The organism is Colwellia sp. MB02u-9, from assembly GCF_014077085.1.
GTDB lineage: Bacteria > Pseudomonadota > Gammaproteobacteria > Enterobacterales > Alteromonadaceae > Cognaticolwellia.
Genome location: NZ_JACGVF010000098.1, coordinates 90834 through 105439 on the forward strand (window position 1 = coordinate 90834; position 14606 = coordinate 105439).

At 38.6% G+C, this 14606-nt stretch carries 13 protein-coding genes and 1 pseudogene; 8 read left to right on the plus strand and 6 right to left on the minus strand.

The window, feature by feature from the left end:
• Window positions 1-107: 107 nt before the first annotated feature.
• Together H4J65_RS14495 and deoA are read left to right on the plus strand one after the other, a co-directional pair.
• Complete coding sequence (locus H4J65_RS14495) at window positions 108-527, plus strand: cytidine deaminase (protein WP_182198645.1); 420 nt, start codon at window positions 108-110, stop codon at window positions 525-527.
• A gap of 12 nt (window positions 528-539) precedes the next feature.
• Window positions 540-1856 (plus strand): thymidine phosphorylase, encoded by a 1317-nt coding sequence (gene deoA / locus H4J65_RS14500; protein ID WP_182198646.1) that lies wholly within the window; start codon window positions 540-542, stop codon window positions 1854-1856.
• Between the two features lie 159 nt (window positions 1857-2015).
• On the opposite strand, the gene H4J65_RS14505 is transcribed toward deoA, so the two are convergent.
• The 4 genes from H4J65_RS14505 to udk form a co-directional block, all read right to left on the minus strand.
• The gene (locus H4J65_RS14505; protein WP_182198647.1) at window positions 2016-2594 is read right to left on the minus strand and encodes a thymidine kinase; all 579 of its coding nucleotides are present in this window, start codon (window positions 2592-2594) and stop codon (window positions 2016-2018) included.
• A gap of 62 nt (window positions 2595-2656) precedes the next feature.
• On the minus strand, window positions 2657-3430 hold the full coding sequence (gene deoC / locus H4J65_RS14510) for a deoxyribose-phosphate aldolase (protein WP_182198648.1): 774 nt from the start codon (window positions 3428-3430) through the stop codon (window positions 2657-2659).
• Window positions 3431-3544: 114 nt separating this feature from the next.
• A complete protein-coding gene (locus H4J65_RS14515) occupies window positions 3545-4789 on the minus strand; it encodes a NupC/NupG family nucleoside CNT transporter (protein WP_182198649.1) in 1245 nt (414 codons plus the stop codon).
• Between the two features lie 90 nt (window positions 4790-4879).
• Window positions 4880-5524 carry a uridine kinase gene (udk, locus tag H4J65_RS14520; RefSeq protein ID WP_182136811.1) on the minus strand — a complete coding sequence of 215 codons (645 nt, stop codon included), beginning with the start codon at window positions 5522-5524 and terminating at the stop codon, window positions 4880-4882.
• Window positions 5525-5815: 291 nt separating this feature from the next.
• Here udk and H4J65_RS14525 point away from each other — a divergent pair, with 291 nt between their 5' ends.
• The 3 genes from H4J65_RS14525 to H4J65_RS14535 all read left to right on the plus strand — a co-directional run bounded on the left by H4J65_RS14525 (window position 5816) and on the right by H4J65_RS14535 (window position 10477).
• Window positions 5816-7027, plus strand: coding sequence for a phosphopentomutase (locus H4J65_RS14525; RefSeq protein ID WP_182198650.1), 1212 nt, complete (start codon window positions 5816-5818; stop codon window positions 7025-7027).
• A gap of 89 nt (window positions 7028-7116) precedes the next feature.
• Window positions 7117-9384: a TonB-dependent receptor gene (locus H4J65_RS14530; protein ID WP_182136809.1), complete on the plus strand. Its 2268-nt coding sequence runs from the start codon at window positions 7117-7119 to the stop codon at window positions 9382-9384.
• Window positions 9385-10003: 619 nt separating this feature from the next.
• The gene (locus H4J65_RS14535) at window positions 10004-10477 is read left to right on the plus strand and encodes a GNAT family N-acetyltransferase (RefSeq protein ID WP_182198651.1); all 474 of its coding nucleotides are present in this window, start codon (window positions 10004-10006) and stop codon (window positions 10475-10477) included.
• Window positions 10478-10483: 6 nt separating this feature from the next.
• Here H4J65_RS14535 and H4J65_RS18310 read toward each other — a convergent pair whose 3' ends face one another.
• Window positions 10484-10861, minus strand: coding sequence for a phage integrase N-terminal SAM-like domain-containing protein (locus tag H4J65_RS18310; protein WP_404851955.1), 378 nt, complete (start codon window positions 10859-10861; stop codon window positions 10484-10486).
• Between the two features lie 459 nt (window positions 10862-11320).
• Between H4J65_RS18310 and H4J65_RS14545 the strand changes: the two genes are divergently transcribed.
• Window positions 11321-11884: a sugar O-acetyltransferase gene (locus tag H4J65_RS14545; protein ID WP_310649945.1), complete on the plus strand. Its 564-nt coding sequence runs from the start codon at window positions 11321-11323 to the stop codon at window positions 11882-11884.
• Between the two features lie 267 nt (window positions 11885-12151).
• On the opposite strand, the gene H4J65_RS18080 is transcribed toward H4J65_RS14545, so the two are convergent.
• On the minus strand, window positions 12152-12385 hold the full coding sequence (locus H4J65_RS18080; RefSeq protein WP_259367630.1) for a hypothetical protein: 234 nt from the start codon (window positions 12383-12385) through the stop codon (window positions 12152-12154).
• Window positions 12386-12434: 49 nt separating this feature from the next.
• Between H4J65_RS18080 and H4J65_RS14555 the strand changes: the two are divergent.
• A pseudogene (locus H4J65_RS14555) lies at window positions 12435-12659 on the plus strand (ATP-binding protein); the annotation flags it as partial.
• A gap of 301 nt (window positions 12660-12960) precedes the next feature.
• A complete protein-coding gene (locus H4J65_RS14560) occupies window positions 12961-14538 on the plus strand; it encodes a cytochrome-c peroxidase (protein WP_182198652.1) in 1578 nt (525 codons plus the stop codon).
• Window positions 14539-14606 lie beyond the last annotated feature (68 nt).

The following is a 14606-nucleotide window of genomic DNA, read 5'->3' on the forward strand; positions in this document are numbered from 1 at the left end:
ATACGCTGTAATAGATTTTATTTAACGCTTTTTTCAGTTGCATTTCTCCTACTGATTTACTACGATAGAACATAAGTTGACCACTTGGTCAGATAAAGGCTTTTATAATGTCAAATATTGAAGATAATGTAATATCAAGATTGGTTAATGCCGCGAAAGCGGGCTTTGAAAACGCCTATGCACCCTATAGTAACTTTCATGTTGGTGCGGCAGCGTTAACCGCTAGCGGCAAAATAGTTAAAGGCTGCAATGTAGAGAATGCTTCTTACGGCCTAACCGTTTGTGCTGAACGTAATTGTTTAGCACAAGGGGTGATTTCAGGTGAACAAGCATTTTCAGCCATCGTTATTTATACTAATCAAGAAAAGTTAACGCCCCCTTGTGGTGCTTGTCGACAGGTTATTGTTGAATTTTTAGCACCCGATGCACTTGTTATGGCGGTTAATCACAACAATAATAAAAAGCAATGGACAGTTAATGAATTATTACCTGATGCTTTTATGCCGAAAGATTTACTTGAAAAATAAGGATTTTAGTTCATGTTATTACCACAAGAAATAATTCGTACCAAACGTGATGGTGGTTCACTCTCACAAGCACAAATTCAAAGCTTTGTTGATGGTTTAGTTACCTTAGATTTTAATGATGCTCAAGCCGGTTCAATGGCCATGGCAATTTTTCAAAAAGGCATGCAAACCCGTGAGATCATCGACTTTACTATGGCGATGAAAAACTCAGGTGATGTGTTGTCATGGCCAGAATTAGACGGCCCAGTGGTTGATAAACATTCAACCGGCGGTGTTGGCGACAAGGTTAGCTTTATGTTAGCTGCTATTGTGGCCGCTTGTGGTGCTTATGTTCCCATGATTGCAGGGCGTGGCTTGGGTCACACCGGCGGAACAGCAGATAAACTAGAAAGTATCGCCGGCTTTAATGTTCAACCCAGTACTGCTGAATTTAAAGCGATTGTAAAAGATTTAGGTATGGCAATTATCTCTCAAACGGATAATTTAGCGCCGGCAGACAAACGTTTATATGGCATTCGCGATATTACTGCCACGGTGGAATCTATTCCCCTGATCACTGCGTCTATATTGTCAAAAAAATTGGCAGCAGGGCTTGATACTTTGGTCATGGACGTCAAAGTTGGTAATGGCGCTATGATGTCAAATATTGCTGATGCTAAAGCGCTAGCGCAAAGTATTGTTAATGTGGCTAATGGCGCCGGTGTACCGACACAAGCTATTATCACTGATATGAACCAAGTATTAGGTGCAACCGCGGGTAATGCTTTGGAAATGGCCGAAACGGTTAAATATTTAACTGGCTCGCTGCGTGAACCTCGCTTGCATGCCGTGGTAGTTGCATTAGCTAAAGCTATGTTAGTTAGCGCAAAAGTTGTGGATAATGAAGATGCCGCATTAGTAAAAATTAACCATGCACTGGCCTCTGGCGCTGCAGCTGAAATTTTCAGTAAAATGATCCATGCCTTGGGTGGTCCAAGTGATTTTATGGAAGATCCTTGGCGTTCAATGCAACGCGCCGCATGTATTAAAGATGTTATTGCATTAGATCACGGTTATATTAATGCTATGCAAACCCGTGATATTGGCTTGGCTGTGGTGGGCTTAAAAGGTGGACGCACAGCAAATGGTCAGCAAATTGACCATAGTGTTGGTTTTGACAGAGTATTACCCATTGGCACCTTAGTTAACCGTGGTGATGTGGTGGCTCGAGTGCATGCTAGAGATGAAAGCTCAGCACTACTAGCTAGTCTACAGTATCAAGGGGCTTTAGTGATTGATAGCAAGCAAGCTGAGCAACAACCGGTTATTTATCAAACCATTTCCGCTTAGTTTTAATAAACTTTGTATTAATAGAATAGTGTTAATACACTTGGCATTAATAGAGCCGTATTAATAAATTAGCGCTATTGAAATAAGCACAACAAAAAAGGAATGCCATGGCATTCCTTTTTATTTGTTATGTGAAATATAAATAGCGTAGTTGCTTAGTTAATGCCAAACAAGGGCTTTAAAATGCCGGCGACATAAAGACTCGTAACGTTCATTACCACCCACTTCTATTTGCTTGCCACCTTTAACGGCATTGCCATACTCATCACAGCGCATAACAAAATTTGCTTTTTTACCGCAATGACAAATTGTTTTTAACTCTACTAATTTATCAGCCCAGGCAAGAAGTGCTGCACTACCGACAAAGGTTTCACCGAGAAAGTCGGTACGAATACCATAAGCTAAAACAGGCACTTTTAATTCATCGACAATATCGGTTAATTGCCTAACTTGCTGTGTAGTTAAAAACTGGGCTTCATCAATTAATATACAAGCAATTTTGCTACTACTTATTTGGCATTTTACTTGCTCGAAAATATTTGATTTATCATCAAATAATAAGGCGTCAGCATGGATACCTAATCGAGATGAGACTTTGCCTTTGGCAAACCTGTCATCAATTTGTGCGGTGAACAGCAATGTGTTTAAACCACGTTCACGGTAATTATACGAAGACTGTAATAAGTGGGTCGACTTACCGGCATTCATGGTTGAATAATAAAAATATAATTGCGCCATCGCTATATTGATATCCTACTTATGGTTGTTGGGGGCTATGTAATCTGTTGGGTGCAATGTGCTTAATAGCTTGTTGGCTCAGCTGTTTTATTACTCGAGCCTAAGGTATTAAGTAAGTTGGTTAATAGGCTGCTGGCGCCAAATCTAAAGTGAACTTTAGTCGCCCAGTCTGTGCCTAAAATATTAGCCGCTAAATCAAGATAAACCGCAGCATCTTCAGCGTTTTTTACGCCGCCAGCAGGTTTAAAGCCTACCTGAGTGTTTTTAGCTTTAATGACCTTTAGCATCAATTTGGCTGCCCTAGGTGTGGCATTTACTGCAACTTTACCAGTTGAGGTTTTAATAAAGTCAGCGCCGGCAGCGATACAAATTTCACTCGCTTGAGTAATAAGCTGGTCAGTTTTAAGCTCACCGGTTTCAATTATAACTTTCAGTTTGGTGTTATTGCCACAAGCTTGTTTGCAGGCTTTTACGAGTTCAAAGCCCACCTTGTCATTACCCTTTATTAAGGCTTTGTAAGGAAATACAACATCGACTTCATCTGCGCCATAGGCAACCGCGGCTTTAGTTTCAGCTACAGCAATATCAATATCGTCGTTACCGTGTGGAAAGTTAGTTACCGTGGCAATTTTTATCTCAGGCGTACCTTGTGCCGCTAAGGTTTTTTTTGCTAAGGGCACAAAACGCGGAAAGATACAGATAGCGGCAGTGTTACCACAAGGTGATTTAGCCTTTTGGCAAAGCTGAATAATATCATCGGCACTTTCAACGTCAGTTAAACTGGTTAAATCCATCATGTTAAGTGCACGCTGTGCGTATTGTTCAATAGTACTCATTTTCACCTCAAAACCCAAATTGCCCACTAATCACTAATAATTAATAACTAATCCCAAATAACTGAGAGCTGACAGCTTAAAACTGAAAGCTAAACCTTTACAGCTTTTAGTTAATTATAAACTTACAAAAACCCCAGCAATAGCGGCGCTCATTAAGTTAGCCATAGTTGCTGCTAACATGGCTTTCATACCTAATCGTGCAATGTCAGGGCGACGATTAGGTGCCATTGAGCCGATACCACCTAATAAAATGGCAATGGAAGATAAGTTGGCAAAGCCGCATAAAGCAAAGGTAATAATCGCTTGAGTTGTTGGGGAAAGGGTATCTTTAATTTCAACAAAATTTACGTAGGCAAAGAACTCATTAACGACAATTTTTTGGCCAATAAAGCTGCCTGCTTGCAACATCTCGTCGAATGGCACGCCAATAAGGTAGGCAAAAGGGGCAAAAATATAGCCCAGTAGCCATTCAATTGTTACGCCTTCAAAGCCTAATATGCTACCAAAGCCTGACACCATGGCATTAAGTAATGCAATAATGGCAATAAAAGCCAGTAACATGGCGCCTACATTAACCGCTAGTTTTAAACCTGAAGCGGCACCTGTGGCAGCAGCATCAATAACATTAACCGGTTTAGCTTCTGCTTCAGCCAACTCTACATCGCTGTAATCATTGTTAATGACCTCTGTTTCAGGCATGAGTAGTTTTGCCATCAGCAAGCCACCAGGTGCGGCCATAAACGATGCAGCAATTAAATATTCAAGTTTCACGCCTAAACCAGCATAGCCGGCCAATATAGAGCCTGCGACAGATGCTAAACCACCGACCATAATGGCAAAAAGCTCTGATTGACTCATTTTGGCGATATAAGGGCGGATGACTAAAGGGGCTTCTGTTTGGCCAACAAATATATTAGCTGTGGCAGATAATGACTCAGGTTTAGAGGTTTTTAATAGTTTTTGTAAGCCACCGCCGATAATTTTTACTACCCATTGCATAATATTAAGGTAGTAAAGTACTGCGATAAGCGATGAGAAAAAGATAATAACCGGCAATACACGAATAGCAAAAACAAAGCCAACGCCGTTATCAAACATGGCATCGGTACCTAAACCACCAAACAAGAAGTTTATGCCGGCTTGTGCACTATTAATAACTTGTTGAACGCCATTGGTTATCGAGCCTAAAATATCTTTACCAAAGGGCACATAAAGTACAAATGCACCGAGTAATATCTGTAATGCAAAGGCAAAACCTACGGTTCGCCAATTAATTGCGCTGCGATCTTTAGAGAAAAAGACCGCCACTGCCAATAACGCGAAAATGCCAATGACGCCTCTAAGTGCACCTAATTCCATAATTACCTCATAAATTGTTTTGTTATCGTTATTATATTTATTTTAATGACATCAATTTTTAATTTTATTGCTTGTTCAAATCGTGCAAATTTAAAGACGTCTTTGCATGAGTTGACGAATTTTTGCTTTTAGCATTTCTATTGCCATTCTATTTTTGCCACCACGCGTCACTACAATATCGGCAAAGGTTTTATTTGGCTGTATATGTTGGTGGTACATAGGTCGAACTGTGGTTAAGTATTGTTCGGTGATTGACGCTATGCTGCGAGAACGTTCAAGGGTATCTCGCTTTATTCTGCGCACTAGACAAATATCGAGCGGGGTATCAATATATATTTTAATATCAAATTTGTCTCTCAGTTCTTGATCGGCAAATAAAAGAATACCTTCAATTAAAATGATGGGTGTTGGTGCTAAATGTTGAGTGTCATCTAATCGGGTATGTGTTTTATAACAATACGTGGGTATATCAACGCTTTTATTTGCACTTAACTGACTTAGATGTTGCGACAACAAACTATGTTCAAAAGCGTTAGGGTGATCATAATTTGTTTTTATACGTTCAGCCATCGAGAGATGCGATTGATGCTTGTAGTAAGCATCTTCTTTGATAATAGCAATACCACTTGACCCTAGCTCAGGTAATAGTTCATCGTAAATAGTTTGCGCAAAAAGTGATTTACCAGATGCCGAAGCACCGGTTACCGCAATAATCGTCGGTTTATTGGTTTGCAAAACAGAGAGCCTTAAAAATGTGATTAAAAAAGGGTTAAGTTATTATTTATTGTGATGCTGTTGTGAATAAGTCAACGCATTCATATTATGAACTAATTATATTGAAATTCATTAAAATTTAGGCAAAAGGGTGTTCTGTGCCTTAAATATTTATAAAATATCTATTGTCTATAATTTATTGCTTGGTAAAGTACCACATGCTGACCATTTGGTCATGAAATTTATCGCTATAAACGAGGATAAATTTGAAGAATTTGTTAAAATGCAACGATCTAATAACGGGAAATTAAAATGGCAAGAGCAATAGTTTTAGTAATCGACGGTTTTGGTATTGGGCATGCGCCCGATGCGGCAGACTTTGGCGATATCAGTGCCAATACTTTTGCTAACCTAGCACGACATTTTTATCAGCACGAAAAACGTGAAATTAAATTACCTAATTTAGCAAAAATGGGCTTAGTGCAAGCCGCTTTTGAAGCGGGTAAAGCTAGTTTCCCTGTGGCAAAGCAAGCACCTGTGCAGGGTGCGTATGGTTATGCGGCTGAGATCAGTACAGGTAAAGATACGCCAAGTGGCCATTGGGAAATGATGGGGGTGCCAGTATTATTTGATTGGGACTACTTTCCAAAAAAAGGTAACGCTTTCCCCGCAGATTTGATTGAAAAAATCAATCAAGCCACTGGCTATAAGGGTATTTTAGGCGATTGCCATGCATCAGGTACCGATATTATTAACCAGCTTGGGCAAGCGCACATTAACACTGGCTTGCCTATTTGTTATACCTCTGCTGACAGCGTGTTTCAGGTGGCGGCTCATGAAGAACACTTTGGTTTGGATAACCTCTATAAATATTGTGAAACAGTGCGCGAGTTACTTGCTGACAGAAATGTTGGCCGTGTTATCGCCAGACCTTTTATTGGCAGCAGCCCTGAAGATTTTACCCGAACGGGTAATCGACGCGACTATTCTATTTTACCGCCAGCACCCACAGTATTAGACACCTTTACCCAAGCGGGTGGCTATGTCATCAGTGTAGGTAAAATTGCCGATATTTATGCACACCAAGGTATTAGTGAAAAAACTAAAGCCACGGGTATTGATGCTTTATTAGATGCGACCATTTCACATATCAATACGGCACAAGACAATAGCCTGATATTTACTAATTTAGTCAATTTTGACCAAGACTACGGCCATCGCCGTGATCCGATAGGTTACGCTTTGGCATTAGAGAATTTTGATCAGCGTTTACCCGAAGTGGTTGCGGCTATGAATGAAAATGATGTACTTTTTTTAACCGCAGATCATGGTTGTGACCCAACTTGGCATGGTAATGACCATACACGTGAATATGTACCTGTTATTGCATTCCACAAACAGATACGATCTGTTAATATTGGCGAACGTAGTACCTTTGCAGATATTGGTCAAACCATCGCAGAATTATTTAAATTAGATAAGATGCCTTATGGTACAAGCTTTTTGTCTGATCTTGAGCTATGAAACAACACTAATAACCTGACATTCAATATAGAATGTCAGGTTAATAAAATCTTTACACAAAACATAAACAGTTCTTGGGAGAGTACTTAATGAATGTTTTTAATAAAACGTCGCTCGCGCTTTGCGTCAATGCGGCTATTTTTGCGTGTGGTGCAGGCGCATCTACCGCTGCTGTAGCGCAAGAAAATGCTAATAAAAGTGATGCTGTCGGCGTTGAAGTTATTGAAGTAACCGCGCGTAAGCGTACTGAAAACATAAAAGATGTGCCGATTTCAGTATCAGCACTTACCGCTAAAAAACTTGAAGTATTAGGTTCTTCAGGGATGGATGTTAGAGCACTGTCTGCAAAAGTGCCGAGCTTATTAATCGAGTCTTCTTTTGGACGTACGTTCCCACGTTTTTACATTCGTGGCTTAGGTAATACAGATTTTGATTTGCTAGCATCACAACCCGTTTCATTGATTTATGATGACGTTGTATTAGAAAATGCCTTAACTAAAGGTATGCCAATGTTCGACATTGAACGCGTAGAAGTTTTACGTGGTCCTCAAGGTACATTATTTGGTCGTAATACCCCAGCAGGTATTGTGAAAGTAGAATCGAAAAAACCAACACAAGACTTTGATGCCAATATTTCTGGCTCATATGGTAGTTTTGGTAGCACTGATTTTCGTGTTGCTGTTGGTGGTGGCTTAACCGATACTTTGTCAGCACGCATCGCATTACTACAACAAGACCGTGATGATTGGATTGACAACAAAGCACCCGGTTTTGAGCAAGAAGATCAATTAGGCGGTTACGCTGAAACTGCAGGTCGTTTGCAACTATTATGGGAACCAAATGACGACTTTTCTGCGTTGTTTAACTATCATTATCGTGATGCTCAAGCCGATTCACGCGTTTTCAGAGCCAATATCATTAAACCTGGCACTAATGACTTAATTGATGATTTTGACCGCGAAACTGTATTTCAAGATGCGGCTGTTCGTAACAACCAAACGGTTGATATGAAAGGCGCTAGCTTAAAAATTGAATACAATATGGGTAGTCATACCTTAACATCTGTCACCGGTTATGAGTCAGCTGAAATGTTTTCAGTAGGCGATATTGATGGTGGTTACGGTGCTGCATTCTTAGATAATTATATGGGACCTGGTTTTATTCCTTTCCCTTCTGAAACTGGCGCTAAAATGCCAGATCATAAGCAACTGACCCAAGAAATACGTATTGCGAGTAACGATTTAGGTAAGTTAGATTATCAATTCGGTTATTTCTTATTTGATGAAGACTTAACGATTAATAATTTAAGTTTTAATACCTTAGGCGGCGGTGTTCAAGATGGTATTGCGACACAACAAATGAAAACTTCAGCGTGGGCAGTTTTTGCATCACTTGATTATGAAGTTTCTGATCAGTTAAACATCAACGGTGGTTTACGCTATTCAGATGATAAACGTGACTGGGATGGTCAACTAGTTCAGTCACCATTTGGTGCGCCAAGTTTTTCTGAAAGTAATAATGTGCAAGACTCACAAGTCAGTGGTGACTTAAGTGCTACTTACACACTAAATGATGAAACTAACGTCTATGCACGTTTAGCTCGCGGTTACCGTGCGCCAAGCATTCAAGGTCGTAGCTTATTATTCTCGGCAAATTCAACGACAGCAAATTCTGAAACAGTAGATTCTGTAGAAACAGGTTTCAAATCAGTATTTTTAGAAAACACCGCTCGCGTTGATGGCTCAGTATATTACTACGTTGTTAACGACCAGCAGCTAACTGCTGTTGGTGGTACGGGTAACGTAGCAAGTTTACTGAATGCAGATAAATCAGTAGGTTATGGTTTTGAACTTGACTCAGAATACTTTATTACCCCCAACCTAGCGTTAACAGCTAGCCTAAGTTATAACCACACAGAATTGCAAGATAGCAATGTTGCTGTACCTGGTTGTGGCGGTGGTTGTACGGTAACTTCACCATTAAATAGTGACGGTTTAGCCTTGATTGATGGTAACTCATTACCACAATCGCCTGAGTGGATTTCAAACTTAGCGGCCCGTTGGACGAAAGAGATGGGTGAAGGTCAACTTTATGTTTACACTGATTGGTCTTACCGTAGCGAAGTTAACTTCTTCTTATACGAGTCAACAGAGTTTACCGGTGATGCATTATTAGAAGGTGGTGTTCGTGTTGGTTACGAATGGTACTCAGATGGCGCAGAATACGAAGTAGCTGTTTTTGGTCGTAATATTACTGATGAAGAGAAACTTACAGGTGCTATCGATTTCAACAACTTAACAGGTTTTGTTAATGAACCTCGCTTTTGGGGTGTTGAATTTAAGGCTAACTTCTATTAATAAGCAAGGTAGCTTTAAAATAGTTTAAAAAATCAGCATAAAAAAAGCCAGTGATCATTTTGATTACTGGCTTTTTTATGCACAGGATTTACAGTAAGTCTGATTTTTTCGAATTCTAATTTACTCAGTAAGATATAAAATTGAGTAGAGCCTTTAATTAAGTATATTAATTACTCTAAATAGCACTTCATATTAACGTGTTGAAAAATGTTGGTTAATCTCGTCGTGAATGAGAATATTCTCGGTATGCTCATTTATGGGTGGTTTTTCAAGTAGAGTGAATGCAAAGTCTACTCGTCATCCGTAATGCTATATTACCAATCAATGAGATTATCTTCTGTTGATTACTTTTGCCTGAAAGAGACATAAGCTTTTGAGTAAGTAACGGCAAGTTTGAGCCTGCAGTAGGCATAGACCTACCATTCCTGATTGTTCCTGAGTAAATGACTTGTGAGTGTCTAAGCTGATAAAAAGTATGCTATGTTTAATCATGCTAACCTCTGTTTTATATTGTTGACACATATATTATGGCTCTGTTTTGTATAACTAACCCACGTTTGGAGGCTAGCACCTCGTGGGAAGTCATTGTGTCTATATTTATTCAAATTAGGCTCTTTGTATGAAAATTAGATTCATGGGGAAAAATGATTTAGAAAGCGTTGCTAATGTTCATAAACTAGCTTTCGTCAGGCAAAAAAATTCATTTGAATGGATGCAATGTAGCTTTAATGCTTTTCCTAGAGTTTTAAGTTTTGTCGGGGAAAAGGATGGAAAAATTGTTGGTTATATAACATGGGGACAAAAAAGTGGTTTTCGTCCTGAAGCGGTTATTGAACTTGAACAATTAGCTATATTACCTGTTTCCCAAGGTCAGGGGCATGGTCGTCAATTAATAATGAAATCACTCCCTTTACTTAAAAAGCAATTGTTATCGAATGGTTCAACACTTAAGCATATTTTAGTAACAACACGTGCAGATAATTTCGCTCAGCAATTATATAAAAGTACTTTAGGCGCTGAAATTGAGGCCACAATTAAAAACCTTTATTCTGATGATGAAGTTTTAATGATTGCGCGAAATGTAAGTATATAAATTTGCTCAAACGAACAAATGATAGTCGACTTTTCTTCGCGCATTATAGCCAACTATCATTTGCCTCTTAGCAAAGTCACACCCGTATAATATAGATGCGATTAGCTTTTGTGTTGAAGTTGATTTGCTAATAATAGCTGTTGCTTCTTCATGTGTTAGTAACGTTGGCATGGCTTTCTCAAGCTTTGTAAAAGAATAACGTAAGTCAGTAATATCTCGATTGACGATATATCTATACAAAAATATATTGGCACATAATATTTGGTTCTGAGTTGCGGCACTGACTTGTCGATTTACAGCAAGGTTATTCAGATACCTTTTAATTTCATTATTCCCCATATCTTCTGAATGCTTTTTATCATTGAAAAGAATAAAAGTCTTAATTCAATGTAAATAAACTTTCTCAGCTCTTAAGCTATACCGTCTGGTGAGAAGTTCAGTTCGAACTCGTTCTAAAAAAGGTGAATTTCCCATTTTATTTAACCTAAAATGGTAGCGGTATATCCAACACAGTTACCATTATTTTTATATGAAAACGTAAGGTGATGGCACGTTATGTAATTTTTTAAGCGGCACGAATATTAAAGAATGATCCCTTAATTGATTATTTTACAAAAAATAAATCAATTAGAAATATTACATAGCGAGTTGTGTAAGGGCGCACATATACCAATACTCACTTTCTCCAAATGAGCTTTGGTTTGAGAAGGTAAATAATTACTGGTAACGTATTAAAATAATTGATAAAAAGTAACTTACACATGGAAAAAATTGTTTGAGTATTTTGTTTTAAACTGAAATGCTCGCTAATAAGCTGTTATGCAACTCAAGGAGATTGATCAAGTGTCAGAGAAATTAAAAATGCTAGCAGGGGAATTGTATGACCCTAGCAATAAAGAACTTGTTGAAATGAGATTAAATGCTCGCCTAACGACAGAAAAATTGAATCAAACCTCCATAGCAGATTTACAGGTAAGAACTAAATTATTAAAGTCTCTATTCGGCAGTACGGGTAAAAATATACATATTGAGTCAATATTTAACTGTGATTACGGCTCTAACATTCACGTTGGAGAAAACTTTTACGTTAACTTTGCGTGCGTTATTTTGGATGTAGCAGAAGTTCGAATTGGTGACAATTGTATGATTGCGCCACAAGTAGGTATTTATACTGCAACCCACCCCTTAGACCCAATTGAGAGAATTAGCGGATTAGAGCTTGCCAAACCAATTACTATTGGAGATAACTGCTGGATTGGGGGGCAAGCGACAATTAATCCTGGAGTGACTTTAGGCGATAACGTAGTTGTTGCTTCAGGGGCTGTAGTTACAAAGAGCTTTGGTAGCAATATTGTCATCGGTGGTAATCCTGCGAAGGTAATTAAACAGATCAAAATTACGGTGTAATTTACTCACAACATGGCATGAGGTGGACCGCTAGTAACAAATCAACTATTATTTATTGCAAATGTTAATGGCGGTGAGCCTCTTTGTTTTAGTGCTGCCAAGTATGTTGATTCATCATACAGCGTGTTGGTTTTTCAGCACCGAATGATTATCCTTCTCCACTTAAATACAACGACTTTATGATACTATTATGCAGCTTACCCTTAGTTTTTTTGCTCATAATAAGCCTTTGCCAAGAATGAATGTCGTATCGAAACACCGGCCCATTCAACTAAGATTTGTCTTAACAAAGTAAGACAAGTATATCGCCAATGTGTCCGTTTCTCTGCCATTGCGTTCAATAACAATAACAAAAGCAATAACCGTATACTTTTGAAGCTCAGAAACATCATTATAACGCTCTCGATTATGACCAGAAGCCACTAATAAACGTGGAGCAAGTTGTGGGCCGGTTCCTGGTGAATCATCAAAAATAGCCTTGTCTTTTTGTTTTGTGTACATCTCTTTTATCTAACTGTTCAATGCCTATAAGCAGCACTTTTAATGCTGAGTAATCGTGTTGGATGAACTTGGTTATCTACCCTTTAGTCAGGCAGAAGGTGCATTATTGTTCGATTTACTGAGCTTTTTCTATGAAAAATCAAGCATCATCACCACACCTAACTTGAATTTTACGTAATGGTTGAAAGTGTTTAGCGATGTAAAAAGAACAAGGGCACTACTCGATAGGCTAACTCAACACTGTCATATAATCGAAACAGCTAATGATAGTTAACCATTTAAAGAATCAGTTCAAAAAAACAATGAGAAATAACTAGAAACAACTAGAAGTAAAATGAAATAAAAGGTAATAATATGACTGCTAGGGTGGATCACTTTTCCATGCAAATGGTGGGTTACTTTGACGTGCAAAGCAATACCCATGAACATCAGCTTATTTTACAGCCTGAAATATCTCATGGTAGTTTATAAAATCGTCGATAGCTTTGTAATTAACTAATTTTTAGTTAATTACAATTTAAATTAAATAATTAATTAACTAAATAATGATATTTAATAGAAGTCGAGAACTCAATATGAATCATAGACATAAATTTCGTTTAATAATAAATCGTTTTTCAAAAAAAACACGCCTAAAAAACAACTCCTTGTTTCTTGTGCTATCAATACTTTTAGCGGGTTGTAATGATAAAGAGCCTGATAAGGTTTTAATCCCTCCTCCTGTTCCAGTTGCATCGACCCTAGATGCGGATATTAGAGCCATCATTGTTACACAAAAATTGACAGGAGACCCTAGTACAGGAAGAACATTACCTGATATCGAGGCACCCAAAGCTCAGTTAGGTATGAAACTCTTTTTTACTAAAAGCTTAGGTGGTGATCTCGATTCTGCCTGTGTTACCTGTCATCATCCTATGCTAGGTGGTGGTGATGATCTTGTTTTACCGATCGGTGTTGATGCTGAAGTAGATGATTTGTTAGGTCCTGGTCGATTTCATAGTACAAATGGTGAACATTTTGATGGCGGCCCCACGGTGCCTAGAAACGCACCAACAACCTTTAATATCGCTTTATGGGATAATTTTTTATTTCATGATGGTCGAGTTGAAAGCTTAGGAAAAACGCCTAAATTGGGCGGTAATGATGGTTTAGGAATTCGTACACCAGATGTTTCTTTTGGTGAAGTTGATAGTAATGCGGGTGTAAATTTAGTGGTGGCTCAAGCTAGGTTTCCGGTGACATCAAAAGAAGAAATGAAAAATTTCACCACTTTTGATGGGACAAATAATACTGAAGTTAGACAAAATTTAGAACAACGTTTAGGCGATTATGGTAATCCTTTAGGTGGAAAGTTAATTGTTAATTACTGGTTAGCGGAATTTAAAAAAGCCTTTTCGACTCCTGATGGAACAGCAGAAGAATTAATTACGTTTGATAACATTACTGATGCCATTGGTGAGTATGAAAGTTCGCAGGTTTTTGTTGAAACACCCTGGAAAGAATATGTGCAAGGTGATGATTCTGCCATTAGTGATACCGCTAAACGTGGCGCATTGTTATTCTTTAATACTCGTCAAGATGGTGGTGCAAACTGTAGCTCTTGTCATTCAGGCGATTTTTTCACAGATGAGAGTTTTCATGTCATTGGTATGGCCCAGATAGGACGAGGTAAAGGTGATGGTGATTTTGGCACGGAAGACTTTGGTCGATTCCGTGAAACGCGAGATGAAAAAGACAAATATGCATTTAGAACGCCTTCGCTACTTAATGTTACTGCGACAGGCCCTTGGGGACATGCAGGAGGATCAGCAACACTTGAACAAGCGATACGCACGCATTTAAATCCACAACAAGAATTGAACAACTATGACTTCTCTCAATTAGCTCCGAATATTCAAGCGGTTGATATGGTGGCTAATACTCAATTTGCGATTGATAAGCTGGTGACCAACAGAGTGAATGGTATCACCAGTATTGAGGATATTAGTTTAACCGATGTTGAGGTCGAAGCATTGTTGGCTTTTCTGGAAGTACTAACAGATCCTTGTGTTGAAGACAGAGAATGCTTGAGTAAGTGGATACCTGATGCGACTGACTCAAATCCTGATACATTGCGGGTCAATGCACTTGATGCACAGGGTAATTATTTATAAGCGCATCAAGTGCGGCGAGTTATTAATAAGCAATGTGCTGTCGATGTAATTACCTTATATTTAAGTAG